Annotated in this window: 22 protein-coding genes; 6 read left to right on the top strand and 16 right to left on the bottom strand. The window is 70.3% G+C overall.

Annotated elements, in window-relative coordinates:
* Positions 1-96: 96 nt before the first annotated feature.
* From JNUCC0626_RS21040 to JNUCC0626_RS21015, 6 genes are all read right to left on the bottom strand, one after another.
* Positions 97-1,035: an LLM class flavin-dependent oxidoreductase gene (locus JNUCC0626_RS21040; protein WP_394621492.1), complete on the bottom strand. Its 939-nt coding sequence runs from the start codon at positions 1,033-1,035 to the stop codon at positions 97-99.
* A complete protein-coding gene (locus JNUCC0626_RS21035; RefSeq protein WP_394621491.1) occupies positions 1,032-1,925 on the bottom strand; it encodes a T3SS effector HopA1 family protein in 894 nt (297 codons plus the stop codon). Before JNUCC0626_RS21035 ends, JNUCC0626_RS21040 begins: the two co-directional genes overlap by 4 nt.
* Complete coding sequence (lxmK, locus tag JNUCC0626_RS21030) at positions 1,919-2,971, bottom strand: class V lanthionine synthetase subunit LxmK (protein WP_394621490.1); 1,053 nt, start codon at positions 2,969-2,971, stop codon at positions 1,919-1,921. The genes JNUCC0626_RS21035 and lxmK overlap by 7 nt, the downstream gene beginning before the upstream one ends.
* Before the next feature lie 19 nt (positions 2,972-2,990).
* The gene (locus tag JNUCC0626_RS21025) at positions 2,991-3,191 is read right to left on the bottom strand and encodes a hypothetical protein (RefSeq protein WP_394621489.1); all 201 of its coding nucleotides are present in this window, start codon (positions 3,189-3,191) and stop codon (positions 2,991-2,993) included.
* 91 nt (positions 3,192-3,282) lie between these two features.
* Positions 3,283-3,459 carry a hypothetical protein gene (locus tag JNUCC0626_RS21020; RefSeq protein ID WP_394621488.1) on the bottom strand — a complete coding sequence of 59 codons (177 nt, stop codon included), beginning with the start codon at positions 3,457-3,459 and terminating at the stop codon, positions 3,283-3,285.
* Between the two features lie 42 nt (positions 3,460-3,501).
* Complete coding sequence (locus JNUCC0626_RS21015) at positions 3,502-3,666, bottom strand: hypothetical protein (RefSeq protein WP_394621487.1); 165 nt, start codon at positions 3,664-3,666, stop codon at positions 3,502-3,504.
* A 240-nt stretch (positions 3,667-3,906) separates the two neighbouring features.
* Between JNUCC0626_RS21015 and mpaB the strand changes: the two genes are divergently transcribed.
* Positions 3,907-4,932 (top strand): daptide biosynthesis RiPP recognition protein, encoded by a 1,026-nt coding sequence (gene mpaB / locus JNUCC0626_RS21010; protein ID WP_394621486.1) that lies wholly within the window; start codon positions 3,907-3,909, stop codon positions 4,930-4,932.
* Here mpaB and JNUCC0626_RS21005 read toward each other — a convergent pair.
* From JNUCC0626_RS21005 to JNUCC0626_RS20995, 3 genes are all read right to left on the bottom strand, one after another.
* Positions 4,890-5,549, bottom strand: a complete 660-nt coding sequence (locus tag JNUCC0626_RS21005) for a response regulator (RefSeq protein ID WP_394621485.1) — start codon at positions 5,547-5,549, stop codon at positions 4,890-4,892. The genes mpaB and JNUCC0626_RS21005 overlap by 43 nt on opposite strands.
* Complete coding sequence (locus JNUCC0626_RS21000) at positions 5,546-6,682, bottom strand: sensor histidine kinase (protein WP_394621484.1); 1,137 nt, start codon at positions 6,680-6,682, stop codon at positions 5,546-5,548. Before JNUCC0626_RS21000 ends, JNUCC0626_RS21005 begins: the two co-directional genes overlap by 4 nt.
* A gap of 1,039 nt (positions 6,683-7,721) precedes the next feature.
* Positions 7,722-8,273, bottom strand: coding sequence for a hypothetical protein (locus JNUCC0626_RS20995; RefSeq protein WP_394621483.1), 552 nt, complete (start codon positions 8,271-8,273; stop codon positions 7,722-7,724).
* A 28-nt stretch (positions 8,274-8,301) separates the two neighbouring features.
* Here JNUCC0626_RS20995 and JNUCC0626_RS20990 point away from each other — a divergent pair, with 28 nt between their 5' ends.
* Positions 8,302-8,724: a winged helix-turn-helix transcriptional regulator gene (locus JNUCC0626_RS20990; RefSeq protein WP_394621482.1), complete on the top strand. Its 423-nt coding sequence runs from the start codon at positions 8,302-8,304 to the stop codon at positions 8,722-8,724.
* Between the two features lie 101 nt (positions 8,725-8,825).
* Positions 8,826-9,869: a putative adhesin gene (locus JNUCC0626_RS20985; protein WP_394621481.1), complete on the top strand. Its 1,044-nt coding sequence runs from the start codon at positions 8,826-8,828 to the stop codon at positions 9,867-9,869.
* 10 nt (positions 9,870-9,879) lie between these two features.
* Here JNUCC0626_RS20985 and JNUCC0626_RS20980 read toward each other — a convergent pair whose 3' ends face one another.
* The 4 genes from JNUCC0626_RS20980 to JNUCC0626_RS20965 form a co-directional block, all read right to left on the bottom strand.
* Positions 9,880-11,523 carry a CocE/NonD family hydrolase gene (locus tag JNUCC0626_RS20980; protein WP_394621480.1) on the bottom strand — a complete coding sequence of 548 codons (1,644 nt, stop codon included), beginning with the start codon at positions 11,521-11,523 and terminating at the stop codon, positions 9,880-9,882.
* A 64-nt stretch (positions 11,524-11,587) separates the two neighbouring features.
* A complete protein-coding gene (locus JNUCC0626_RS20975) occupies positions 11,588-12,541 on the bottom strand; it encodes a hypothetical protein (RefSeq protein ID WP_394621479.1) in 954 nt (317 codons plus the stop codon).
* Complete coding sequence (locus tag JNUCC0626_RS20970; protein WP_394621478.1) at positions 12,542-13,117, bottom strand: hypothetical protein; 576 nt, start codon at positions 13,115-13,117, stop codon at positions 12,542-12,544. It abuts the gene before it with no gap.
* Entirely contained in the window at positions 13,114-16,167 is a 3,054-nt protein-coding gene (locus JNUCC0626_RS20965; protein ID WP_394621477.1) for a CHAT domain-containing protein, read from the bottom strand. Before JNUCC0626_RS20965 ends, JNUCC0626_RS20970 begins: the two co-directional genes overlap by 4 nt.
* Before the next feature lie 45 nt (positions 16,168-16,212).
* Here JNUCC0626_RS20965 and JNUCC0626_RS20960 point away from each other — a divergent pair, with 45 nt between their 5' ends.
* A complete protein-coding gene (locus tag JNUCC0626_RS20960) occupies positions 16,213-18,078 on the top strand; it encodes a hypothetical protein (RefSeq protein ID WP_394621476.1) in 1,866 nt (621 codons plus the stop codon).
* 211 nt (positions 18,079-18,289) lie between these two features.
* A complete protein-coding gene (locus JNUCC0626_RS20955; protein WP_394621475.1) occupies positions 18,290-21,028 on the top strand; it encodes a hypothetical protein in 2,739 nt (912 codons plus the stop codon).
* Here JNUCC0626_RS20955 and JNUCC0626_RS20950 read toward each other — a convergent pair.
* Genes JNUCC0626_RS20950 through JNUCC0626_RS20940 form a run of 3 tightly spaced genes read right to left on the bottom strand, consistent with a single transcriptional unit; the run spans position 21,001 to position 22,849 of the window.
* Positions 21,001-21,402, bottom strand: a complete 402-nt coding sequence (locus JNUCC0626_RS20950; protein WP_394621474.1) for a hypothetical protein — start codon at positions 21,400-21,402, stop codon at positions 21,001-21,003. The two genes, JNUCC0626_RS20955 and JNUCC0626_RS20950, sit on opposite strands and share 28 nt — an antisense overlap.
* A complete protein-coding gene (locus JNUCC0626_RS20945) occupies positions 21,393-22,199 on the bottom strand; it encodes an MBL fold metallo-hydrolase (RefSeq protein ID WP_394621473.1) in 807 nt (268 codons plus the stop codon). Before JNUCC0626_RS20945 ends, JNUCC0626_RS20950 begins: the two co-directional genes overlap by 10 nt.
* A gap of 17 nt (positions 22,200-22,216) precedes the next feature.
* Positions 22,217-22,849 (bottom strand): DsbA family protein, encoded by a 633-nt coding sequence (locus tag JNUCC0626_RS20940; protein WP_394621472.1) that lies wholly within the window; start codon positions 22,847-22,849, stop codon positions 22,217-22,219.
* Between the two features lie 96 nt (positions 22,850-22,945).
* Between JNUCC0626_RS20940 and JNUCC0626_RS20935 the strand changes: the two genes are divergently transcribed.
* Complete coding sequence (locus JNUCC0626_RS20935; RefSeq protein ID WP_394621471.1) at positions 22,946-23,893, top strand: helix-turn-helix domain-containing protein; 948 nt, start codon at positions 22,946-22,948, stop codon at positions 23,891-23,893.
* Positions 23,894-23,904: the final 11 nt, after the last annotated feature.

The raw sequence follows: 23,904 nt of genomic DNA, 5'->3' as shown, positions 1-23,904 counted from the left end.
GACGTGCGGAACCCCCGCACCAATTCTCGATTCAGCGCCGTGCGGACTCAATACCGCCCGCGGGCCGACATCCCGTACTGCGCTGGTTGTACGCCGTCAACGAAAGTCGTGCCGCACAACGCCGAGCGACTTCAACAGGAACTCCAGTTCACGCACGGCGACGTGCTCACCCCGCTCGTGTCCGACGCCGCTGAGGTTGAGCACGATCTCGTCCACGCCGGCGTTCTCGTACGACTTCAGGCCCTGAGCCAGTTCCGTCATGTCGCCGTGCAGGAACACCCCGGCGTCGACGAGCGATCGTGCACCGGACTCCGGATCGGCTGCGTCCACGGGCACGCCCGCACGTCCGAGCATGTCGACGTAGTGCGGAGATTGGAGATGCCCGCGACTGACGCCGAGGGCGAGCCGGACAGGGTCTCGGCGGGGTTTGCGTTGCGCCACATGAACGACCGAGACGATCCGCGGTGCCGGTCGCCCCGCGGCGGCAGCGGAGGCGCGGATCTCCGGCACCAGGACGTCGCGCAGGTAGTCCGGCGGGCACAGCCACGTGATCGCGACGTCCGCGATCTCCCCGGCCAGCCGCGCCATCGCGGGCCGCAGCACGCCCAGCCCCAGATCCACCCGCGGATGGGGCATCGGTGGCAGGGACTCACCGTCCACAAGAGACCGGACGGCCGTGAGGTACTCCCGCGTGGCCGTGAGCGGACTGCGGTAGCCGGAGCCGAGCAAGGCGCGCTGGAAGTCGGCGGAACCGGGACCGTAGCCCGCCACCAGCGGGTGGCCGGTGATCTGGGCGAGCGACCGGGCGTGCACCGCGGCGTCGAACGGGTGCCGCAACGGCATCAGCGTCACGCTGGTGCCGACCGGTACGCGCACGCCACTGCCGGCGAGGTAGGCGAACAACTGGTGCGGCTCGACGGCCAGCGACTGTCCCAGCCACAACCGGCAGTCCGCGGTGCGGCTCACCAGCTCACCGACCGGCAGCATCTGCTCGCAGCGGACCGGCATGAACGGCACGTGCACGGAGAAGGTCATGCGATGTTCCGCGCCGGGTGCAGCGGGTCGATGCCCGCGTCGCGGAACGCGCGCACGATCACGGGTTCGCTCGGCTCACCGCTGTCGGCGGCGTCCAGCAACGCGTGTGCCAGCACGAGGCAGCGGTGCTGGCCGAAGCTCAGCCCGGTCCGGCCGGGCCGCGGGTCCGCCGGTTCCCACGCCGTGGCGACTCCGGCCGCGAGCCGTTCGGTGAACACCGAGGTCTCGTCCGGAATCCCTGGCAGGCCTCGCACGGCGTCCGCGACCAGCGGAGCCGCTGCTGCCGAAGGCAGGTAGACCACGATCGCATCGCGCCGCGGGTACTGACGTGCCCGCGACAACACCTTGGCCTGGTAAGCGACAGACGCGGACTCCAGCGCTCGCAGCACGGCCCGCCAGGCGCCGACGGCACTGTCCGGATCGGACACGTGCACGTAGACCCGCAGCAGAGGAGAGGTGCGCTCGACCGGACGGGAACCGTTGACGAACAGGAAACCCGGTGACAACGCGGGCCGGGCAGGCGGTACGAGCAGATCGACGGTCTCGCCCACGGCGGGAAGCCCGGCGGTCCAGGCACGAGGAACCCGCACCAGCACACCGTCCCACTCCACCAGCAACAGCTCGCCGGCCTCCCGCAGCACGGCACGAACAGGCGCGGCGGCGTGCGGGACCACCTCGGTGCAGGCTTGCTCCAACCACCGGTCGCGTTTGGACAACGCCAACGCGAGGGTGCGGTTCGCCATGCCCGCGTGCAGCTCCGCGTAGAGCCATTCGGTGAGCCGCACCACGAGTTGCGGGCGGGTGTCCGCGTCGAGCCGATGTCCGTTGACCGTCGTCGTTGCCCCGGTGCGGATCTCCGGGAGGAGTGCGGCCAGCTGTGCGGCTAGCACGACGACAACCCGAGGACGGAGACGAAGTGATGGGGGCGCAACAAGATCGTGCGCGCCATCCGGAACAGGGTGAGCGCGGTGCCGTCGAGTCTGGTCCGAGGCTGGGCGTCGATGAGCATCCGCCCGACCAGATGCCAGGCCACGTGCAGCGGTGTGCGCTCCGCGATGTCGGAGGCGAGCGGCTGGATCGCGCGGTACGCCTGCCAGAACGAGGCGATCGCCGGGCGTGCCTCTCGCCACGGCGGCCGGTCCGGGGCCAGCACGACGGTCGGTGGCGGGAGGAGCCGGCCTGCGGCGCGCATGCGTTCCCGCAGCAGGTCGACGACGGAGTGGTACAGCCATTCGCCGACGAAAGCACCGACGTCACGTGCTGGGTCGGAGAGCTGGAACATCTCCCAGTCGGTGAGGTACAAGCGGTCGCGCGAGACCAGGAACTGGTCGAGTCTCACGTCGCCGTGGATCGGCACCCTGATCGCGTTGTGGCCGAGCCCGTCCAGCGCGCCGGTGATCACGGTGTCCTGCTGCACCATGCGCCACGCTTCGAGCTGAGCGAGGCTCGAGTCGTAGAACAGGTCCTCGGTGAGGCCCTGCAACGGGTTGTGCTCCGGCAGTGCGGGCAGCGACGGCTCCAGCTCGGCCAGCGGGCCGGACCCGGCGGAGTGCAACGCGCCGAGGGTCGTTCCCGCCTCAGCCGCCAGCACGTGACCGAAGTCCTTGTCCGCCACCACCTGCTGGCCGGTGCGCGCGTGAGGCAGGCAGTCGAACACCTGGACGCCCACGCGCTCGTCCTGCCCGATCAGGGTGGTCGTGCGCAGTGCGCCGGGGCGTTCGGTGCGGTAGAACGCCTCGGTGCGCCGGAAGCCGTGCGTCGTCTCCGCGGCGGTACCGACGAGACGTTTCACGAAGACCCGCCTGCCACCGGCGGTGTCGCCCACCCAGTTGTCGTTCCGGCCGCTCATCGGCGTGGCGGTGGCCCAGTCGAGCCTGCCGAGGCCCAGGTCGTCCAGCACGGCGTCGATCCGGCTGGACTCGGTCACACCCGGCATGAGGAGAGCTCCTCCGGAGTCAGTCTCCGTTCGCCTGGCGACGCTTGACGTTGCGGAGCAGGAAGAACGAGACGGTGGAAATACCCAGAATCGCCACCACGAGGATCGTGATTCGCAGCCATTCCGCGGACACCACCGAGGAGACCGGAACCAAACCGATTGCGACGACCAGAAACGCCATGAGTGCGCCGTTGTTCGTCTCGGCTTTGTTGTTCGTCATGGTTGGCATGATAGAGCAGAACTGCCGGGTGCCTGGATTGGTTTGCCGATGATTGGCGTGTTACCGCCCACAGGCACCCGGACAGGCCGGCCTACGTGATCGTCAGAGCGCCGACGATGAGCGCGCTGAAGCCCATGCCGGCAGCGGCGCTGGCGACGAAGTCGCCGACGTCCGGGGTCGCCGCGACCTCGAGCTCCACGAAGCTCAGGTCCGGGCCGTTGAGCGCCATCTCCGTGACGGAGAGGTCGAGCAACTTGATGTCCTGCACGTGTTCACCCCCTTTCAGCTGCACAGTTGCGGTATCACCTGATCAGGTGACGGCGATCGCGATCACCGAGAAGGCCAGCGAGAGGCCGACCGCACCGCCGAGAGACGCGTCGCACGCGCGCGGGTCCATGCCGGCCTGCGAGCAACCGCTCATGCCGACCATGTCCTCGAGTTCGATGACCGAGAGGTCCAGAGTCGTGTCGTTCATTTTCACCTCCCCCGAGGTGTGCGCCGTAAATGAGGGCGACTTGTGGTGACGGCGCAGCCGAGACATGGCGCACCGAATCACGCTCCCCCAAGCAGAATGAACTCTGACACCCGGCCGGGCGCGGTCGCAATACTGCGGTGGTTGTACTTCCGCGTTACCGCGCTGGGTGGACGCCGGGGCCGGAAGGCGCGGGTAGCGTCGCGGCATTGGATGGCAATTCGTGCGTTCTGGGGGATTCACGTGACAGACGATCGTTCGCGCGCCCGTGAGGCGTTCACCGCGGTGGTGCAGCTGGTCGGCGGCAACGTCACAGGTGCGGGCAGGGTGGTGCTGGTGGAGTCCGTCGGCCACGAGGACCGGGCGCTGGGGTGGGACGCGGTGGTGTTCAGCCCTGGTGGTTCAGGCGCCGCCGTGGGCTACGAAGGCGGGCTGGTCGAGCCGGGTGACGAGTTCCTCGTGGGAGACGACCTCTTCGTGCACACCCAGGACTACCTGGCGACGCCGTTCCTCGCCGTGGCCGGCCCGACGATCGTGCGCGTCGGCGGTGACCAGGACTACGAGTCGTTCCTCCAGGACGCCGACCTGGCGAGGGACCAGGGCGTGTTCGTCGAGCAGCTGACCACGCCGGGGGTGTTCCTCGCCGACCAATGTGCTTTGGGCACAACGCATCCGTGCGCGGGCGCCGGTCGGCTGCACGTGGACGCGTCGGGGGACGTGCGCACCGCGCCGGGAGGTGAGGTGCTGGGTTCGATCGAGTCCGATGTGGACTCGATCGCCGCCAGGGCGGCCGCTTTGAACATCATCGGTGACGTGTGCCTGAACGCCGTGGTGAGCGCGGACGCGATCGAACAAGCCCGTGCGGCTCGTCCGTGGTTGTCCCGCTACCTGCGCGCGCTCGCCGTCCTGCGCGGTCTGCGTGCCGAGGGGCGGTCAGGCCTGCGGGTGTCCGGGTTCGGCGGCAGGTTCGTCGAGGGACTGCCCGCGGACCTCGTGGAACACGTCGACGCGCCGATCCTGCTCTGGGGCAACGGCGAACAGCTGCTCTGCGACACCACTCAGGACCGCGTGTTCCAGGTCGGAGCGGACGCGGCCAGGATCATCGAGCTGTTGCTCGTCGCGCACGACGCCGGCCACGCCGTCGAGCTGGCAACCGTCCACACGGGACTGGACGCCGACGTGGCGAGGGACGCCACCGACAGGGTTATCGCGGCGTTCGACAGCCTTCAGTCGGTGGTGCGGGCGGGAATCACGAGTCCGGCCTCGTAGGCGGCGGCGACGACCTGGGCGCGCGAGGTCAGGGCAAGCTTGGTCATCAGCCTGTTCACGTGCGTCTTCACCGTCGTTGCCGACAGGTACAGCTTGTCCGCGATCTGGTTGTTGGACAGGCCACGTGCGACCAGCACCATGATCTCGTTCTCGCGCTTGGTCAGCTCCGCGAGGTGCGCGGTGCCGGCCTGCGCGCCGGTGAACTCGCGGATGAGCCGCTTGGTCACCGTCGGCGCGAGCAGTGCCTCGCCGCTCGCGATCACGCGGACGGCCGCGACGAGGTCCTCCGGGCTGGTGTCCTTGAGCAGGAAGCCGGACGCACCCGCCCGCAACGCCGCGTAGACGTACTCGTCGTGGTCGAACGTGGTGAGGATGAGCACCGCCACCTCGCCGCAGAACGCCTCGCTGATCCGCCTGGTCGCCTCGATGCCGTCCATCTCGGGCATCCGGATGTCCATCAGCACCACGTCCGGCCGGTGCTCGGCGGCGGCGGCGACGGCGGCGACGCCGTCCGCGGCCTCCGCGGCCACCTCGATGTCCGGCTGGGCGCGCAGGAACGCGGCGAAGCTCCCCCGCACCAGCGCCTGGTCGTCCGCGACCACCACCTTGATGGTCATGCCGCGAGCTCCCTGGGCAGCGTCGCGACCATCCGGTACCGGCCTCCCGGCAACGGCCCCGCGTCCAGCGTTCCCCCGCACACGACAGCGCGTTCCCGCATGCCGACGAGGCCGTGCCCGTGCTCGCCGGCATGCGGGACGACGCCGTCGTTGAGCACCTCGACGCTCATGTGGTCGTCGAGATACCGCAGGCGCACCTGCACTTCGGCGTTGCCGGCGTGCTTCAGCACATTCGTGAGCGCTTCCTGGATGATGCGGTACACGGTCAGCTCGCGCCCGGCCGTCAACGGGTACGGTTCGCCTTCGGTGTGCACGGTGACCGAGAGCCCGACATCGCGCATCGTCTGGAACAGGTCGCCGAGCTGGCCCAGCGTGGGCTGCGGCCTCAGTTCGGCGCCCAGCGCCTCCGGCACCCGCAACGCGCCGAGCAGGTGCCGCATTTCCGACAACGCGTCCTTGCTCGTCGCCTCGATCACCTGCAACGCCTCGCGCGCCTGCCTCGGGTCGTCCGGCATGGCGCGTGCGACCCCGGCCTGCACCGCGATCACACCAAGACTGTGCGTCACGATGTCGTGCAGCTCGCGGGCGATCCGGGTGCGTTCGAGCAGCGCGGTCTCCTCCTTGAGCTGCTCGCGCGCCTGTTCGAGCTGACTCACCACCTCGCGCAGCTGTGCCGCCCGCTGCCGGTTGCGCCGCGTCACCAGACCCAGCCCGATCGACCCGCCGAGCAGCACCACGTCCTGCAACGCCACCACGGGATGGAAGTCAGCGTTGGACAGGTAGCTCGTGACCGCCGCGGCGAGCGTCAGCAGCATTGCCACGACCATGCCGGCCGACGACGAGTTCACCGCGATCGTGTACAGCGCGACCTGCAGCCCCAGCCCCACGCCGCCGGTGGGGTGACCGCCGAGCACCAACGTCACCGCGGCCGCGAGCGCGACCAGGAACACCGTCCAGGTCCATCGCCGGCGCGCCAGCAAAGGCACGATGCCCACCACGCCGATCGCGGCCGCGCCCCAGCCCGGCAGCCACCCGCTCGCCTCGGGACTGAGCTCGCGCACCAGCAGCAGGTGCAGCGCGAGGAGCGCGACGACGACCAGCAGGTCGACGACGTGCGTGCGGTTGACGGTCACGGTGAATGATTATCCTGATGACGCACTGTCGTCGCTCGCCGATTGCGGACCTCGTCCGGATTGCCCGCTGAGGTTCTCGCCACAGTGGACGATCGGGATCCCGGCCCGGGTCAAGGCTTTGCGCGCGTGCCCGGTCGTCTCCTGGGGTCGATCAGCCGCGTTGCCGGCCCGGCGACCTGGTCGGTCCACGCATAGCCGCGGTACCGAGCCCACTGCTGGGCGGATCCTGCTGGACGGTCGCGATGTGGCAGCCCTGGACCTGGCGGCGCGTGCGGGCGCAGACCTGGTTGGACGCTCTCGTCGAGTGACTGCCCGACAGACTGGACACCGCGGCCGGGCATCGGCTGTCGACGGCGACGCAGGCTGACCAGATCGTCGTGCTGGAGAGGGGAACCGTGCGTGCTGCCGGCACTCATGACGTGCTCGTACCGAGTGATCCGATGTACGCCCGACTTCGCCACCACTCAGCTGCTCATCGGCGAACGAGCCGGGTCATCCGTGTGCTGTGCCGACTGCCGTGAGCGGCAGCTGGAAGCCACCGTCGGGCATGGGGCCGGTGTGGAGTTTCCCGCCCGGCAGCGTGGCGCGCTCCTGTGGTCCGATGAGCCCGCGCCGCGCGCTGGGCAGGGCGAGGTTTGGTGGCGCCGCCGGCGCAAGGGCGTGCTTGCGCACGTTGGTGAGCGCTTCCTGAATGGTGCTCGAGATCGGTCAGCGTCGGCTGCGGGCGGCGTGCTGGGCGTTCGGGTCCCAGGTGCCGTTCGGACCGAGGACCGCGCGTGCGATCAGCCGGTACCTGAGGGTGCGGGGAGAGGCATGTCGCCGCTGATTCGCCAGACCTGTGGTTGCAGGAGCGTGGTCGACGACCGCTCGCGCCGAACGGCATCAAGATGATCCTGAAGCGCCGTGGCATGGCAGGACAACTCGACGCCGACGTGTCGGTGCCGGCGTTCGGTACTCCTGAACCGAGGGAGCCTCTGCCGCAGCCGGTCGAGGACGATGACTTCAGTGACAACTCGATCTACCGGCGACCTCAGCGTGATCAGGTGCGCCGGTCCACGGCGATCCAGTTCGTCTCCCACGTCGTGCCGCCGTCGGCCGAGAACGCCTGCTCGAAGCGCGCCTGGTCCGCTCCCTGGCGCGTGATGAGGAACCGCACCCTGATCGGCCGGCCGGCCAGGTGGTCGTCGCCGTAGAACTCGCCGGCGCCGTTGTGGAAACCGCCGAACACCGCGGGTGTGAGCAGGCCGTCGCGCATGCTGACGAAGGTGAGACTCCATCGCTGGGCCTGCGGTTCGTACAGCCGCAGGTTCATGCCCTCGATGCGGCCGGTGGTCCCGGCTACCTCGAGTTCGACGACGTTCGACCGTCGGTCCATGAGCGGGCGGACGACGCTGGTTCCCGTGAACTGGAGCCATTGGTCCGGTGAGTCCGACAGGGGCTCGGCCAGCACTCGTACGGTGGTGCGCCAGTTGCCGATCTCCCAGTCGAAGTCGCGTTGGCCGCCGGGGGTCGCGGTGCTCGACGCCGTTGTCGCGGTCACCATGAGCGCGGACAGGACCGCGACGAGGATTCTCTTGTGTGGCAAGGTCATGGTCTGACTATCCGAGCGGAGCACGGCCGTGGACAAGAAGGCACCTGCGGGTAACCCCTCCCGCCCCAACCCGTTGCCGGGCTGCCCGATGGCCGCCGCCTTCGCCGCGATCGGCGGCAAGTGGAAGCTGACCATCCTGTACTGGCTGGCTCACGGTGAGTCGCACTTCGCTGGGCTGCGTCGCCGGTGCACGCCGATCACGCCCAAGGTGCTGGCCGAGCAGTTGCGCGAACTCGAGGCTGACGGGCTCGTCGACCGGGTGGAGACCGGGCCGGTGCCCGCGCCGGTCATCTACCGGCTCACGTCTTACGGGACAACGGTTCTGCCTGTCGTCGAAGGGGTGCGGGTGTGGGGTGAGACCCATCTCGTGCGCACGAACGGTGGGGCGCCGCTGACGGATGCGATGAGCTGCGCCACCACGATCGCGAGAGGGTCCACAGTGGACAGCTGAGCTATTGGAATCTCTGTTACTCCGCTCGGGTTCTGCCGGTCACGAATCTGGTGACGCCGACGAAGGACCCTAGAGGCAGCGACTTCGGGTGGAGGACCGCGATGGTGGGCGTTCTGATCGGGCACGGCTCGTTCGTCGGTGCGGAGAGGGTCGTGGTGCCGGCTGGGCTGACGCTGCACTTCTTCGCCGACGAAGGCACGTCGCTGGCCATGGTGAACGTGCTGGAACTGATCAAGGATAAGCACGACAGGATCCCGATGCAGGTCGTGATCGCGGGGATGTCGGTGCCCAACTACCAGTACGAACCCTTCAAGGAGCACGAGCGGCGCGCTATCACCGCGCTGTACGGGTACGCCGCGCCGGCGATCATCGTCGGGTCTCGGGAGACGCCGGACACCCTGAGGTTGTGCTCGAACGTCGCGGGCTGTCCGAAGGACGGGCCGCACACCTGCGACGGTGTGTTCGGGCGGGCCGCGAAGGCGCAGTGGAAGTACCTGCTGGTCTTCTCCTGCCGCGTCGACACGACCAGGCACCTGCCGCCGACGTTGGACCTGATGGCGAAGCACGACAGGCGGGACCGGTCGGTGCACCAGGCGCTGGTCGACTGGGCGCAGGCGTTCGTCGGGCAGGGCGCGGTGAAGCAGGACGAGACGTGGAAGGCGTTGTCCGCCAACGAACGGCTCCGGCTCGTCGCTTCCGACGAGGAGTTGCGCGAGTGGGACGACTGCCGCGCGGTGCGGGAGACCATCAAGGCGGCGGAGCCGGTGAAGGCCGCCGCCGTCGCGTCGCCCCTGACCAAGGTGCGGCTGCTGCGGGACTACCCGCAGCACCGGGCCGTGGTTCGCGCCGCGTTGCGCCCGGACCCGTCCGACGCGAAGAGGATCGCGGAGTTCCTGCCCCTGTCGTTCGACGACAAGGTCGACGTGTGGGAGGACCTGACGGTGGAGGAGAAGGCGCGGTGGATGGTCGACCCCGGCGTCACGTACTGGGCCGCCGGGTTCAACGCGTGCGATCTGTTCCGCTACGGCCTGCGGGGTGAGCCGTTGCTCGGGCTGTTGCGCGGGCTCGAACCGCAGGCGCTCGCGGTCGCGCTGTCCGAGGTGAAGCTCAGCAGCCACCTCGCTGACAACTCGTTGCGGGTCTAGCGCTCTGAACCTACTTGCGCGGCAACAGGATCGCGGACGGCCGCTCGGCGTCGTGGAAGATCTCCACCTTCGTCGCGAGCGGTTGTACCGCGGTCTGCGGCGGGCCGCCGTCGCCGAGGTTGCGGGCGAACCGCGGGTGCGCCCCGGCCGACACCTGCACCCGGAGCCGGTGCCCGCGCCGGAACACGTGCGCGGTCGGCGACAGGGCGACCGTCACCTTCGTGATCCCGTCCGGCCGCACCTTCACCAGGTCGTCGCAGATGTTGAGGGACCTGCCGCGTCCGTCCACATCGCACAGACGCACGAACAGGTCGCAGGACGGTCGGTCCGCGCGCAGCCACACCTCGGCGGTGACCTCGCCGATGACCTCGACGTCGGCGTCCAGCACCTGCGAGGTGAAGACCAGCACGTCGTCGCGCGCCTCCAGCTTCCGGTTGTCCACCGGCCCGGCGCCCCGGCTCTCCAGCTTCGGTCCGCCCAGCGACGGCGTCGGATCGGCCGGGTCGTAGGTGAACGACGTCGGCGCCGCGTCGGTGACCGGTGCCGGCCGGAGTTCGCCGGGCGCGAGATGCCAGCGCTGCGGGGTGTAGCCGGCGGGCGGCCACTGGTCGAAGTCACGCCATTCGTCCACGCCCATCACGAAAAGACGCACCGGTGGCCTGCGCGGCGGTTCGACCCCTCTGGCGTGGGCGGCGGCCCAGCCGACCGTCTCGCCGAGCACCGCGGCCATCCCGCCGGTGTGTGCGTGCCACCACGGTCCGACCGTCAGGTGCGCGTCGCGGCCGGCGGCCCTGAGCACCTGGAAGTCGCGGAGCTGGTCGGCGAGGAAGATGTCGTACCAGCCCGCGATCGAGCTGACGGGGACCGTCACGTCGCCGACCGTGCGGGAGTGGTCCTCGTTCTTCCAGTACGGGTCGTTCTGGTTGTAGTGCAGGCATTCCTGGTAGAACGGCCACTGGTGGCCGAGCGCGGCGGTGTCCGCGTCGACCAGTGGGAGCGTGTTCATGGCGTTCTCGACGCGCTTGCGTCCGACGCCCAGCAGCGCACGCCAGATGCCACCCGGACGTTCCTGGGTCGCCGTGCTCACGGACCAGCCGAGCAGCGTTTCCAGTTCGGCACGCTCGGGCCGCAGGAACGCCAGCGCCAGCCGGGCCGACGTCACGTGCGGCACCATCGCCTTGACCTGCGGCGGCGCCTCGGCCGCGATGGCCCACTGGGTGTAGCCGAGGTAGCTGCTGCCGGTCAGCAGCACGTCGTTGCCCCACGGCTGGCCGGCGAGCCACCGCAGCACGGACAACCCGTCCTCGCGTTCGTGCCGCATCGCGCGGAAGTCGCCGCCTCCCGAGCCGAACGTGCCGCGGCAGCTGACGGTCAGCACGTGCAGACCGCGTTCCGCGAGCGCGCGCCCGTACAACCAGTCCAACGGTCCGCTACGCCCGTATGGCGTGCGCACCACGGCCGTCGGCGCGTTGGGCGACGTGCTCTCGTCTGGTGCCCAGTGGTTCGCCATCAGGGTCTGGCCGTCGTGGGTGGGGATGCGCAGATCCCGTTCCACGGTGACGGTGCGCGAGATGGCCGGAGGGAGCTTCAGCAGTCGCTGCGCGAGCAGGCCGGCTGTTTTGCCCGCGAGGTCGAACCGAGGTCGTGTGCCCACGGTGATCTTTCCTATCAGGACTGAGGGCGGATGTCCGGGAGGACGCGCGTCAGTCGTTCAGGGGCTACGGTTTGAGCCACACCACGAGAAGTCCGCTCGCCAGCACCACCAGCCAGGCGAGGACGCTCAGTGAGACCGAGGGGAACGCCCGGACGTCGGTGCGGTCGGGGTTCTCGGGCAGCAGGGGTGTGTCCAGCGGGATGTTGCGGTGCCAGAACTGGTTGAGGCGCGGCCACTGGTCGTCGCCCTCCACGCCGAGCCGGTCCAGCAGTTCGGTGCGGTAGAGGTCGAACGCCACGCGCACCTGGTCGCCGTACAGGCGGGCGGGGGCCAGCGCGCCGCAGTAGGTGGCCCAGGCCACGGCGGCGCCGCCCCAGTAGCAGAGCAGGAACAGGCGGTCGCTGCCGCCGGTGACGGTCAGCCAGGTCCCTGAGCTCACCGCGAAGAACGCGGCGAGTGCGGAGATCGTCACCTGGAACTCGATCTCCGCCCGGGCTGCTGTCAGCGAGGCGGCCAGTCGGTCGGGCAGCAGGGGGAAGAGGCGCGGCCAGGTCAGGACGGCGTCGGCGCCGTAGCGGTCCTGCGGGTAGCTCTCGGCGGCCCTCAGGACGTTGCCCAGGCGGGTCGGCATCACCTCCGCCGGGTCGGTGGGGTAGTTCGTGGTGGTGCGGTCGAAGCCGAGTCGCCGCGCGCGCCTGCGGTGCCGGTGGGTGCCGGGGGCCACCAGGACGCGCCAGTAGCGCGGCCACAAGCCTTCGTAGCAACGGATCAGGGACTGCGCGCGGCCCGAGACGATGGCCGCGATCAGCACGGCTGCCACCACCACGCCGGTGCCGGCCAGCACCTTGAAGGTGCCGTCCAGCGCGGTCCACGTCTTCAGGGCACCGGCTGGATTCGTGACCGTGCTCGCCACCACCGCGCCCAGCAGGCCGAGGGTGATCAGGGTCGGCAGCAGGGCGTTGAGCAGGAAGCGGCGGTCGAAGAGGCCGGTGGTTTCGCGGACCACGTCGGTCAGCACTCAGCTCACCCCGCCCAGTCGGAGGTCGTGCGGTTCGCGGTCGGGGTTGGCGCACCGGGGTGGTCTGCGCGGGTTCCAGTGCGCGATCGTGTTGCGGTGGCCGCAATGCGCGCAGGCCACGTGGGCCGCGCCCAGTCGCACCTGGCCGGGGAGTGCGCCGTCCGCGGACGCTCCGGCCGGGCCCATGTCGTTGCCCGCCAGGGGATGCGCGCCGGAGGCGAGGTACTCCGACACCCGCGCTACCGGCAGCACGCCCACCGGTGCGCCTGCCCGCGTCAGCACCAGGGTCGTGACGCCGAGCAGCACCAGGGGCAGCACGGGGGAGTCCGCGAGTTCGGCGAAGGTCAGGTCTGCCCGCACCTCGACGGCGGGAGGCAGGTCCGGCCACGACGCCAGGGTGTCGGCGGCGGCGTCGGCCAGATCCGTTGCCAGCACCGTGCCCAGGATCGTTCCGTCGTCGTCCACCACCACGCCGACACCCGTCAGGACCGCCCGGGCTTCGGACGGCGTCAGCTCGCCCGCCAGGATCGTGAACTCCGTGTGGGCGTGGTCGGTGATGGGGGTGTGCGGGGTCATCGCCAGTCTCCGATCAGCACGAATCCGGCCCAGTGGAGCGGATCTGCATACGTCCTCCTGCTGTAGTCGGGTCGGGCCGCGCCGCCGAGCGCCGCGAGTGTCGCTCTGGCGTGCGCGATCAGCAGCTTCTGGTCGTCGCCGGAGCGCAGCAGGGCCGCGTAGGCGTCTGCGGCCGCGGTGAAGTCGCCCGCGCGGAACCTGATGTCGGCCACGGTCCGCTGGAGCGTCCGTTCGTCACCGCCGACCATCGTGCAGTACTCGATCACCTCCGCGCAGGTCGACGCGCGGACCGCGAGCTGCGCCGTGCGCAACGCCTCGGCTTTGCCGGCGCCGGCTTTCCGCGCGCGGTAGAACGAGTACGTCAGCAGGCTGGTCGCGACCTCGTCCACTGGCCAGAGGCTGACCAGCACCGCCGACGCGCCCGCGTAGATCAACGCTCTGGGCAGGCCGAACAGTTCGTCACCCGCCCGCCGGTGGGCGACTCCGCTCTGGCAGGCGCTCAACGTGATCAGGTCGGCGGGCAGCGCCATGCCGAGGATCTTCTCCGCTGTCAACGCGCCGTCGCCGTCCTGGTCCGCGAGCAGCAGCCGGGACTGAGCGGGCTGCTCGGCGTCGAACTCGCCGTGGCACGCGATGTGCAGCACCGAGACGCCGGTGCCGACCGCGGACCTCATGCCGCCGATCGACGCCTGGTCGCCGACGAGTCGCTCAGCGCCGGAGAGGATCGAGGCGGCCAGGAGGCTCTGCGCGCGCGAGTGCGTCAACGGCCGGTCGGCGCGGGAGTCGGCCAGCACGACGGACCGGTCGTCCGCCGGTCGCCGCTTCGCCTGGCAGTAGCGCATCACCGCGGCAGACGGGGTGTAGCAGGTCGGGTTTCGTTCGGCCAGCGGCACGCCGTCGACCTCGATCGCGTGCAACGGCACCCCGTGCAGGTGGTCGTGCGGGACGATCCAGATCACCTGTCCCGCCGTGCTGTGCTCGACCAGCGGTGCGACGAGAGGGCTCAGGTCCTGCCACGCGGCAAGAGCGAGTGCGGACCGCTGCATCGGCACGCGCACCATCGTCGGTTCGGCGGCGCCGGCCGCGACGAGCAGCAGCACGACAGCGTCCTCAGTGACGTGGTACTCGGCCAGCAAAGCGTTGCCCAGCAACGGTTCCAGGTCATCGAACGTCAGCGGGTCGCCGCGGCGCAACCCGGCGTACTCCGCGCCGGCCGCACCGGTGGCGGCCATCTCCCGCCACGTGCCGGCGAGCCGGGCGCGGGCGGAGCGCACCGCCTCGAGCCCCGCCACCCGCCGGCCGGGCTCGTTCATCGCGGTGCGTTCGCGGTGCACCTGCGTGAGACCGTCGAGTTCGCGGCGCACCAACGTCTCCGGGACCTGCTCGGCGCGGAGGTGGGTGGTGCCGCCGAGCTGTTCGAGCAGCAGCCGCGAGCGGGACCGCTCGGCGAGGTCGAACGTCCTGATCGCCGCGTCCGGCCAGCCGGGCGTCGCGGTGAGCAGACCGATCTGGTGCGAGTGCAGGGTTTCGAACCAGCCGTTGATCTGGAGGCGCAGCTCTTCGTCGACGACCTCGGCGCGGAACCGCTCCTGCAACCGCAGAGCGTCTTCCAACGTCGCGAACGCCGCGCTCGGGTCGATCGGCGTCTGCAACCGGGCGAGTTCGGCCAGCACGCCCATCGCGGTGAGCTGCTGGGAGTTCTGCTCCAGCGCCGTCGCGGCCGCCCGCAGCGACTCGGTTCCCCTGCCGTGCTCTCCGCGACGGAACAGCCTGGTGCCCTGGTCGATCATCCGCCGCGCCGGGCCTGCGCCGGGCCAGCGGACGGGGGTCGTCTCGCGCTCGTCGGCCGGTACGCCGGGCGGAGCGGCGACGACGAGCGGCAGCCACGGCGGTTCGCGCCCCGCCGCGAGGTGCGGCAGTCCCGCTCGCAACGCCGCGTCCCGGTAGAGCTGGTGGCCGGCCGGGTCGTCGAACGGCGCCCCTGCCCATCGGCGCACAGGTGAGGGGAGTTCGCCGTCACGCACGACGGCCGCGCGAACGGACTCGGCTTCCTGTGCACGGCCGAGGCGCTCGGCGAGGACACGGGCGCGGAACAACCCCGCCACCGCCGCGATCGCGGGCAACCCGGCCGCGCGGTAGGCAGACGTGGCGGCGTCGTAGGCGGTGACGGCCGACGTCCAGTCCGCGGCGGCCTCCAGGACCTGTCCGCGGGCGAACGCGCAGTGGGCGCGCGCGGCGGCGACCGAGTCGACGTGGGGCTCGGCGACGGTGACGAGGTGATCGGCGGTCGCGAGCAGGTGCCGCGCGGAGGTGACGGCCTGCGCGTCCGGTGGCCAGCGGTTCTGCCGGAAGTCCCCGCGCAGGTCCTGGACGGCCAGCGCGGCCATCGTGTGCGGCAGCGCCAGGCCGGTGGGCTCCCGCACCTCGTCGTGCAGCCACGCCGGAGCGGAACGGGGATCGTCGGCGCGGAACCGGCGCGCCGACTCCACCCTGGCCCACCAGAGCGACCAGTCGTCCGTGCCGAGGTGCACCGCCAGGGTCACCAGGGCCGTCGCCGAGACCGCGATCGAGGCCCACGCCGAAGCCGTCGACGGTACGAACAGGAACGCATAGGCCAGCACGGTTCCGTTGGCGAAGACGCCGGCCGGATGGGCGAACGACCACGCCAGCGGGACCGGCCAGCGCAGCAGCTTGGTCGTCATGATCTGGACGCTGATCAACGCACCCGCGACGAGCAGGAGGTCCGTCGTCCCGGTCGGGATCCGCCCGATGCCGCCCGCCGCCAACGCGCCGAGCGCGCCCACGTTCCCCGCCATCTCGAGCAACAGGTGCAGCCGGCGTTCACGGCGCACCACCTTGCGGGAGCGCAACAGGCTCAGCCCGCACACCAGGGAGGCGAGGATGCCCACCACGAGCGTCAGCACGGAGTTGACCGGACTGCCGCGGACGACGATCCCGATCGCGAGCGCCAAGGGCGTCTGCGCGGTCACCCAGGCCAGGCCCCGCACCAGCCGGTCCAGCGGCGCCAACGGCAGACCGGGCGCCGTCACCGCGAGGGCGTCCGATCGTTTCTCACGAAAGCATCATCTCTGGTCGTGATCACCACCACAATGGGATCGCGGGACGTGGGGGTTCGGGTGGGCGCTGAGATCGTCGTCGGAGATCCGTCGCGGACGGCGCTCGTGCTGCTGTTCGTGGCGAGCGCGGTGCTGGCGCTGATCCGGCTGCGCGACGTGCTCGGCCCCGGTCGGCGCGGCCGGCGGCTCTCCGTCCTGGACGTCGCGGTGGCGGTGGTCCTGGTGTTCGCGTCGGTCAGCGACCTGGTGGCCGGGCTCGCCGCGCCGGTCGTGGTGGTGGCGGGTCTGATCGCCGGACTGGCGGGCATGGCGACCACCGGGCTCGCCGCGTTGATCATGGCGACCGTCGGTGGAGGGGACCCGCCGGTCACCACGTGGTTCGTCACGCCGTTGCTGCTGGGCCTGGCGTTGCGCAACGTCCTGCTGAAGCCGGAGGTGCCGGTTCCGCTCCTGGTCGAGTTCTCGCGCGATGCCAAGCGACTGCGCATGATGCCCAGAGGTGGCGACGTGTTCTGGGGAGCGGCGGCCCGGTTGGTGTGCGTCGTGCCGCTGGTGTTCGTGTTCCTCGTGCCGGCTCCGGGTGTCGATCCGCGGGCGCGGATCGTGGGTGCGGTGACGATGTGGGGAACGCTCCTGCTCGCCGACCGGGCGCGGCGTTCATTGCTGCTCTCCCACCGCAAAGCCGCGCGGACGACCGATGTCGCGCTCTTCCTGGTGCTGCTGGCGATCGCGGCGGGTCCGGCCGGTGCGGCGCTCTCCCGGTGGTGGCAGGCGCACGCGTCCGGCAGCGAGGTGCCGTTGATCCTGGTCGTGCTCGGCGTGCTTCTGCTGGAGAAGGTGGGCAGGCCGCGGTTCGCCCGATGGCGGGTGTCGTGGCTGAGGGTGTGGTTGAGCCGTGTTCTCGTCGGACTGCCACAACTCACGATGATCTGCACCGCCTTGCCGTTCCTCGTCGGGGGCGTGTTCCACCCCGCCGGGGACCTGCTGGGGCCGGCGGTGGGCGTCGCTCTGCTCGGGCTCGCCCACGTGGCGTTCTCCGGCTGGAACGGCGACGGCTTCCACCGGCAGGCCGCCGACGTGGTGACGCTCGTGCGCGCCACGCCGGACGTGCGGGACCTGCTGCTGGCGGGATGGCTCAACGACACCCTCTACCGGCGCCGCACGTGGCGAATGCCGACGTGGCAGTACACGACCCTGCCCCGGCTGGCGGTCGTGCTGGCGGAACTCGGTGCGGAGTCCGCGCACTCGACCGCGCCGGTGCACGTCGCGCTGCCGTGGGGCGGGGCGGCTCGGCTCGATCACCGGCTCTCACCGGGGCTGCTGCGGCTCGCCGGGCAGATGCTGGACCTCGCGAGCGACGCCTACCCCACCCAGATGCGGACGGCCGGCACCCTCGGACATCTGACCCAGCAGACCGCCCGCGCCGACCTCGCCGCTCGCCGGGCCGTCGTGGCGTTGTACCTCGACGACTTCGAAGGAGCGGTAGCGGCTGCGCGGCAGAGTGCCGACCACTACACCGAGATCAACGCCCGAGCCCACGCGGCGACCGAGCTGATCCACACCGCGAACCGGCTGTCGAGCACGGGGCAGCACACCGCCGCGGCCGCGTTGCTCGCCGACGTGCCGGACGAGTTGCCACCGCCGGTGCGGCGGCTTTCTCTCGTCGTTCGTGCTGCCGCGGCGCATCGGGTGAGTCGCGACGCCGCTGCGCGCACCCTTCTTGCGACGGCGCGTGCGATCCCCGACCGCTCGGTCGTCGCGTTCCGCAGGGCTTTTCTGGTGGAACGGGTGAGATTCCCGTCGTGCGGTGAAGGCGCTCACAAGGCGATGGTGCTGGCGGAACGGGAACTCGATCGGGCGCTCGGCCCGGCCGTCCACCGGTAAGTCGCCAGCACCTGCGCATTGCCGGTGCGGATTGTGCTCCCGAAATGCTCCCAATGCAACGCAAACGGTTGCCCCGTCGAGTTTCCCGCACTGTATTCCCCGGTTCTGTGGAATATGTGGTCACGTTTCTTTTTTGTGAACACAGGCGCAGAGCGCGGGCTACAGTCGGATTCTCTCAATTCGGGAGCGGCCTCACGCCACAAGGAGAACGGTGATCGAGATCAACGCCGCCGAGTCGTCCTCTTCCTCGTCTGTCGAGGTCATGGACGAACTCCTGAAGCTGGTGCAGGACCTGACCGAACGCCCCAGGTTCGGCGAGCTGCCGGGAGGGCGGCCGGGTGCCCGCCCCAGGAACGACAGGGGCATTCCGCTGGTCTGCCTGGTTCGCGAGAACGGGTCGGCCGGGCTCCTCAAAGCCCTGCGTGCTCACCTGCTCGGTGCCTATCCGGGCCGGATTCCGCACGCTTACCACGAGTTCTCCGCCGTCGAGGGGGAGAACCCGTCGCCGCACCAGGTCGCGGAAGTGGGCGCGGTACTGGCCGACGTGGCCCAAGAACTGTCCAAAGCGTACAACGGGCGTTATGGACGGCACGTGTTCCCGCGTTTCCGGCTCGTCTACTGGTTGATGAACCAGCCCGTCGAAAGCGGTGAGTCCGAGTCGGCCACGAGCCTGCTGACCCGGTTGCGAGAACGTGACCTGCGTGGCGGCGCCGAGGACGAACTGGTTCGCCGGGAGGCGTTGGACGCCGCCGCCGAAGCCGTGCCGTGGTGGGCGCGCGTGGCGCTGAAGTTGTTGCCCTCGTTCCTGTTCCGGGCGAAGTTGCGCGGTCTGGTGCCCGGCCGGGAGTACCGGTGGCTGCTGCGCCAGCCCTACCTCGCGCCGCACGACCCCGGCACGTTCCTCGGTTTCGCCGAACGACTCACCGGCACGCTCGCGCCCGGCCGGGCCGCGGAGCCGCACGAGGACGGCACGCAGCTCGCCAAGCTCCTCGTCAACGCGTTCCTGGAAGACGTCCGGCGGAACTACCGGCGGACGCCGTGGCGGATCCGGTCGGCCCGCCGCACCGTCTACCCGGTGGTGCTGCTCGACGGCATCCGCCGCGACAACGGCGGCTACGCGCTGCTGAAGCTGATCAACGACGTGCGCAACGACACCGGCTCGTTCGACCCGCTGATCATCATCAGCGGCAGCGAGAAGGTGCCGCCCGACGCGGCGGCGGCGGACGAGCGGGCCCCGGCGGGGGTGGAGAACGGCAGGCGCGCCTACGAGACCTGGACGCGCAAGCTCGCCACGAACAGCCGGGGGCGCCGGCCCACCGCGTGGTTCCTGCCGCTGCGGGTGCCGCCGGTCGAGGTCAAGTCCGACGAGGTGTCGCCGCTGACCGTGCGGCCGGCTCCGGTCTGGTCCCGGACGTCCGTCCTCGCGGTGGTGGTCGTGATCCTGCTCGCCGCCGTCGCGGCGGGCGGGTACTGGCGGATCACCACGGCCGCGGCGGAACGCGACCGGCACTGCGGGTTGTCGCCGAGCGATGCGAACTTCGAGACGTTGACCCGGCTCGGCTCCGTCGACTGCGTCGGTGTGAGCAGCAAGGCGATTCCGTTGCTCGACAGCGGAACCAGCGATCTCAGAACCCGCTTCATGCGGGTGCAGGACCAGATCGCCCTGCAGAACGAACGGGTGGAGCAGGCCATCAAGGACAAGCCGACCCGTCCTTTTGCGACGGTCGTGTACGTGTCGGCCATGAGCGGCCAGCCGGAGTTGCTGGCCACGAACACCTCCCGGCTCATGGGCGTCGCGGCGATGCAGGGCCGGTTGCTGGACGAGCACGGCAACGGCCACCCGTTGATCAAGGTGTTGCTGGGCAACGCCGGCCGGACCATGCAGTACGGCGACCAGCTGGTCGAGCACCTGAAGACCTGGATGCGCCGCGACCAGACCGTCGTGGGCGTGCTCGGCCTCGCGCAGAGCCGTCAGACGACCCGGGACACGATCGACAAGCTGGGCAGGCAGGGGCTGCCCACGGTGGCCGCCACGTTGTCGGCCAACGAATTCCCCGGGGTGTCGTCGCGGTACTTCCAGATCTCGCCGACCAACGACCGGGAGGCGCGCGTCGCCGTCGAGTACGCGAACAAGGCGTACGCGGGCAAGAACAAGGTCCAGATCGTGCGTTCGGCGGACGACGCCGACCTCTACTCCGCGGACCTCGCCCTGAGCTTCCGCGACCGGTTCGGCGACGCGCGGCTGGGGACGCCCAGGGAGGTGCTGACCGACCTGGTCTACCGGCCCACCAACGAAAAGGACCACACCGACGCCCGTGAGGTCGGGCAGCGGCTCTGCCAGAGCACGCCGGACACGCTGGTCGTCTACGCGGGGCGTCCCGGCGAGTTCTCCGACCTGCTGGACGGCGTCGCCGACACCTGCTCCGGGCAGCTGACCGTGCTCGCCGGCGACGACGTCATGCGCTACGCCGCCGACCCGGACCTGCGGACGAAGCACCCGAGCGTCCCGTACGACGTGCTGTCCTTCGCGGTCGGTTCCGAGTACTGCACCGCGAAGGAGGACATCTACCGGAAGATGCAGCAGATCTTCAAGGCCGAGTGCGACGCCAACCCGAAGTCCTTTGTGGACGGTCAGGCGACGCTGGCCTACGACGCGCTCGACCTCTACGTGCACGCCATGAAGGAGCTGCTGCCGGTCACCAGGCCGTCGTCCGGGGACCTGTGGAAGACGATCAGCGACATCGGCCGTCCCCCGGTGACGCCCGCCGCCGGTGACGCCGCACCCGATTCGAGCAGTCCGCCGGTGCTGGAGGGCAAGAGCGGGAAGATCAACTTCCGGGGCGGGCAGGTGCCGCACGAGAAGCGGATCTCGGTCCTGCACGTCGAGCAGGGCGACCCGCCGGTGCTGCGCGCCACTTGCGATCAGTCGTGCGTGGCGCCGCCGGCTTGAGCGGGGTCCTGTCGTGAACCGGCCGCGTGTTCCATCAGTTCGTCGTAGGCCTCGGCCGGGGTGATTTCCACGTACTCGACGTCGGTGAGCGCCTCCAGGTTGTGGCCCGGCGCCCAGTAGCAGGACTCGCCCGGGCCGAAGTCCTGGGTGTGTTCGGAGCCGTGAACGCGGATTCGGCCCGCGATCACGTGGCCCCAGTGCGGCAGGGCGCAGTGGTCGCCGGGAAGGTCGGCGAAGACCGGGGCGGTGTGGGTGCCTGCGGCCAGTTCGATGTGGCACACGGCCATGCCGCCGTGGTCCTGGCGCCTGATCTCGGTGCCGGGGAGGTGCAGGGCCAGGGGGAGGGCGGCCCAGGGGACGCCGTTCAGTGCCATTCCATCTCTCCCTTGGCGACCTTCGGGCCCAGTTGGACGGCCACCTGGAGGCCTGCGTCCGGGTAGGTGGCGGTGAGGCGGTCCGTGGCGGTCTGGCCGTCCGGGGAGGTGGCGAGGACGTCGTCGAAGGTGGTGAGGTAGTCGCGGGTCCAGGAGATGGCGGCGGTGTCGAGGGTGCCGCCCGGGATGCGGTGGCCCGGGTAGGTGACGGCCGGGTCGTGGGCCGCCATGTCGTCCAGGGCCGCGATCCACGCCTTGCGCTCGTCGGTCGTGGGGGTGTCGGCCACCCAGACGTGTTGGTCCTGGAAGAGGAGCACGCCCCCGAGTGCGGTGCGGGATTCGGGCTGCCACCACCAGTTGCGGTCGGGGATGCCCTCGTGGCCGCCCTTGAGTTCGAAGGTGTGGCCCTCGAACTCGAAGTCGCCGGACAGCGGGGTGAGGGGGACCTGGCGGGTGGGGAGGTTGGCGCCGGACTGGGCCCACGCGACCAGTTTGCCCTCGTAGGTGGCGTCGATGTGCTTGATCACCAACGGGGTGGCGAGGATTTCGGCGGTGGGGAAGGCGTCGGCCAGTGCGTCCAGGCCGAAGTAGTAGTCGGGGTCGCCGTAGCTGACCAGGATCTTGGTCAGGGGCTTGCCGGTGTCGAGGACCGCGGCGACCAGGCGGTGGCCGTCCGCTCGGGTGAAGCCGGCGTCGACGAGCATCACCTCGTGTTCGCCCTCGACGAGGACGGCTGTCTTGTTCTGGTGGCCTGCGGGGAAGTCCAGGTCCAGCAGGGTGTAGGTGAGGGTGGTCATCCTGGTGTCCTTCGTGCTCAGAGGGCGGGGGAGAGGTGGCGGTTCAGGGCTTCGGTGAGGGCTGCCGCCGTGGAGACCGGGCCGCCGAGGCGGTGCACGCCGGTGTCGGTGTGCAGCAGGAGGGTCGGGTAGCCGTCCACGCCCAGGCGGCGCAGTGTGCGGAACTCGGTTCTGGCCGCGGCCGCGGTCTTCGGGTTCTGGAAGGCGGCCACGACGGCGGCCGGGTCGAGGTCGTGGGCCTCGGCGACGATCCGATGGGTGTCCGGAGTGGACAGACTCCGGCCGTCGACGTACCACGCCTCCTGCAGGGCGCGGGCCAGCTCCAGGGCTCGGGTGGGGGCCTGGGCGCGCAGGGCGATCAGGGCTTTCGCCGCGGCGGTGGAGTCCATGACGGTGGTGCCCTCGGCGAGGGTGTCGAGGTAGCCCTGGCCGAAGGTGACGCCGGTCAGGGCGGTGATGCGGTTGTTGGCCTCCGGGATGTGCGGGTAGGCCGCGGTCGGGCGGGCGCCGGGGCCGGAGAAGAGGCCTCCGGAGAGGACGTGCAGGTCGATGCGGCCGGTGTTGTCGGCGGCGAACTGGCGTAGCGCTGGGCCGAAGCCGTAGCACCAGCCGCAGTACGCGTCGAACGCGTAGGTCAGGCGGGCGGTCATGCGCACTTCCGTGGTAGAAGTCAGTCATCTGGTTGATGCTCGACTTGAAATCTAGGAGCTCAACCGCGCAGTGCCCAGGTGCTAGGGAGTCTGGTGATGGTGAAAAACGGACACATCCAGGAGGTGTCCTTTGTGCCGCCGCCTGCTGCCCTGGCAGGGGTCGAGGTGGTGGGGATCGGCGAGTTGCGGGACCGCATGCTGAGGTTCGGGGGTGCGGAAGGGGCGCTCGACGCCGCGGGGGCGGGGCGTCCGCAACGGCCCGGGTTCCACCTGCTGCTGACGGTGGAGGAAGGGGTGTTGTGGCACATGGTCGACTTCACCGACTACGCGTTGGGCCCCGGCACCTGGTTGTGGGTGCGGCCGGGACAGGTGCAGCGGTTCGGGGATCTTGGTGCGGCGTCCGGCACTGTGGTGTTGTTCCAGTCCGATGTGGTCGATGCCGCGACGTCCGCCGAGCTGCACCTGGACGATCCGTTCGGGCGGACTTCGTGGCAGGTGGCGGACGATGCCGCGCTGCCCCTCGCGCTCGGGCACCTGGCGCACGAGTACGCGAGCGCGAGTTTGCCCGCACACGTGCGAGTCGCTGTGCTGCAACGGTTGTTGGCCGTGTTGTTGTTACGGCTCGCGACGCCTGCGGGGACGGTCACCGCCGAGCACACGGACACCTTTCAGCGGTTTCGGGCGGCCGTGGAACGGGACTTCGCGCGGATCCGGGACGTCGGGCACTACGCGCGGGTGCTCGGGTACGCGCCGCGGACGCTGACGCGCGCGACCCAGGAGGCGGCCGGGGTCGGGGCCAAGCAGTTCATCGACCGGCGGATCGTGCTGGAGGCGAAGCGGTTGCTGGCGCACGGGGACGATCCGGTGGCGGGGATCGCGGCCCGGCTGGGGTTCGCCGACGTGTCGAACTTCGTGAAGTTCTTCGCGCAACGGGCGGAGGTCACGCCGACGGCGTTCCGGGGGCGGTTCCGGGCGGGGGACATCCGTGCACAAGAAGCTGCATCTGTTGCCACTCCTGGACGTGTGGGCGCTCCTGTAACTTGAGTGTCAAGGAA

This window comes from Lentzea sp. JNUCC 0626 (assembly GCF_043632865.1).
Taxonomy (GTDB): domain Bacteria; phylum Actinomycetota; class Actinomycetes; order Mycobacteriales; family Pseudonocardiaceae; genus Lentzea.
The sequence above is the reverse complement of the archived record's forward strand: the minus strand, read 5'-3'. Positions and strand labels throughout refer to the sequence as shown.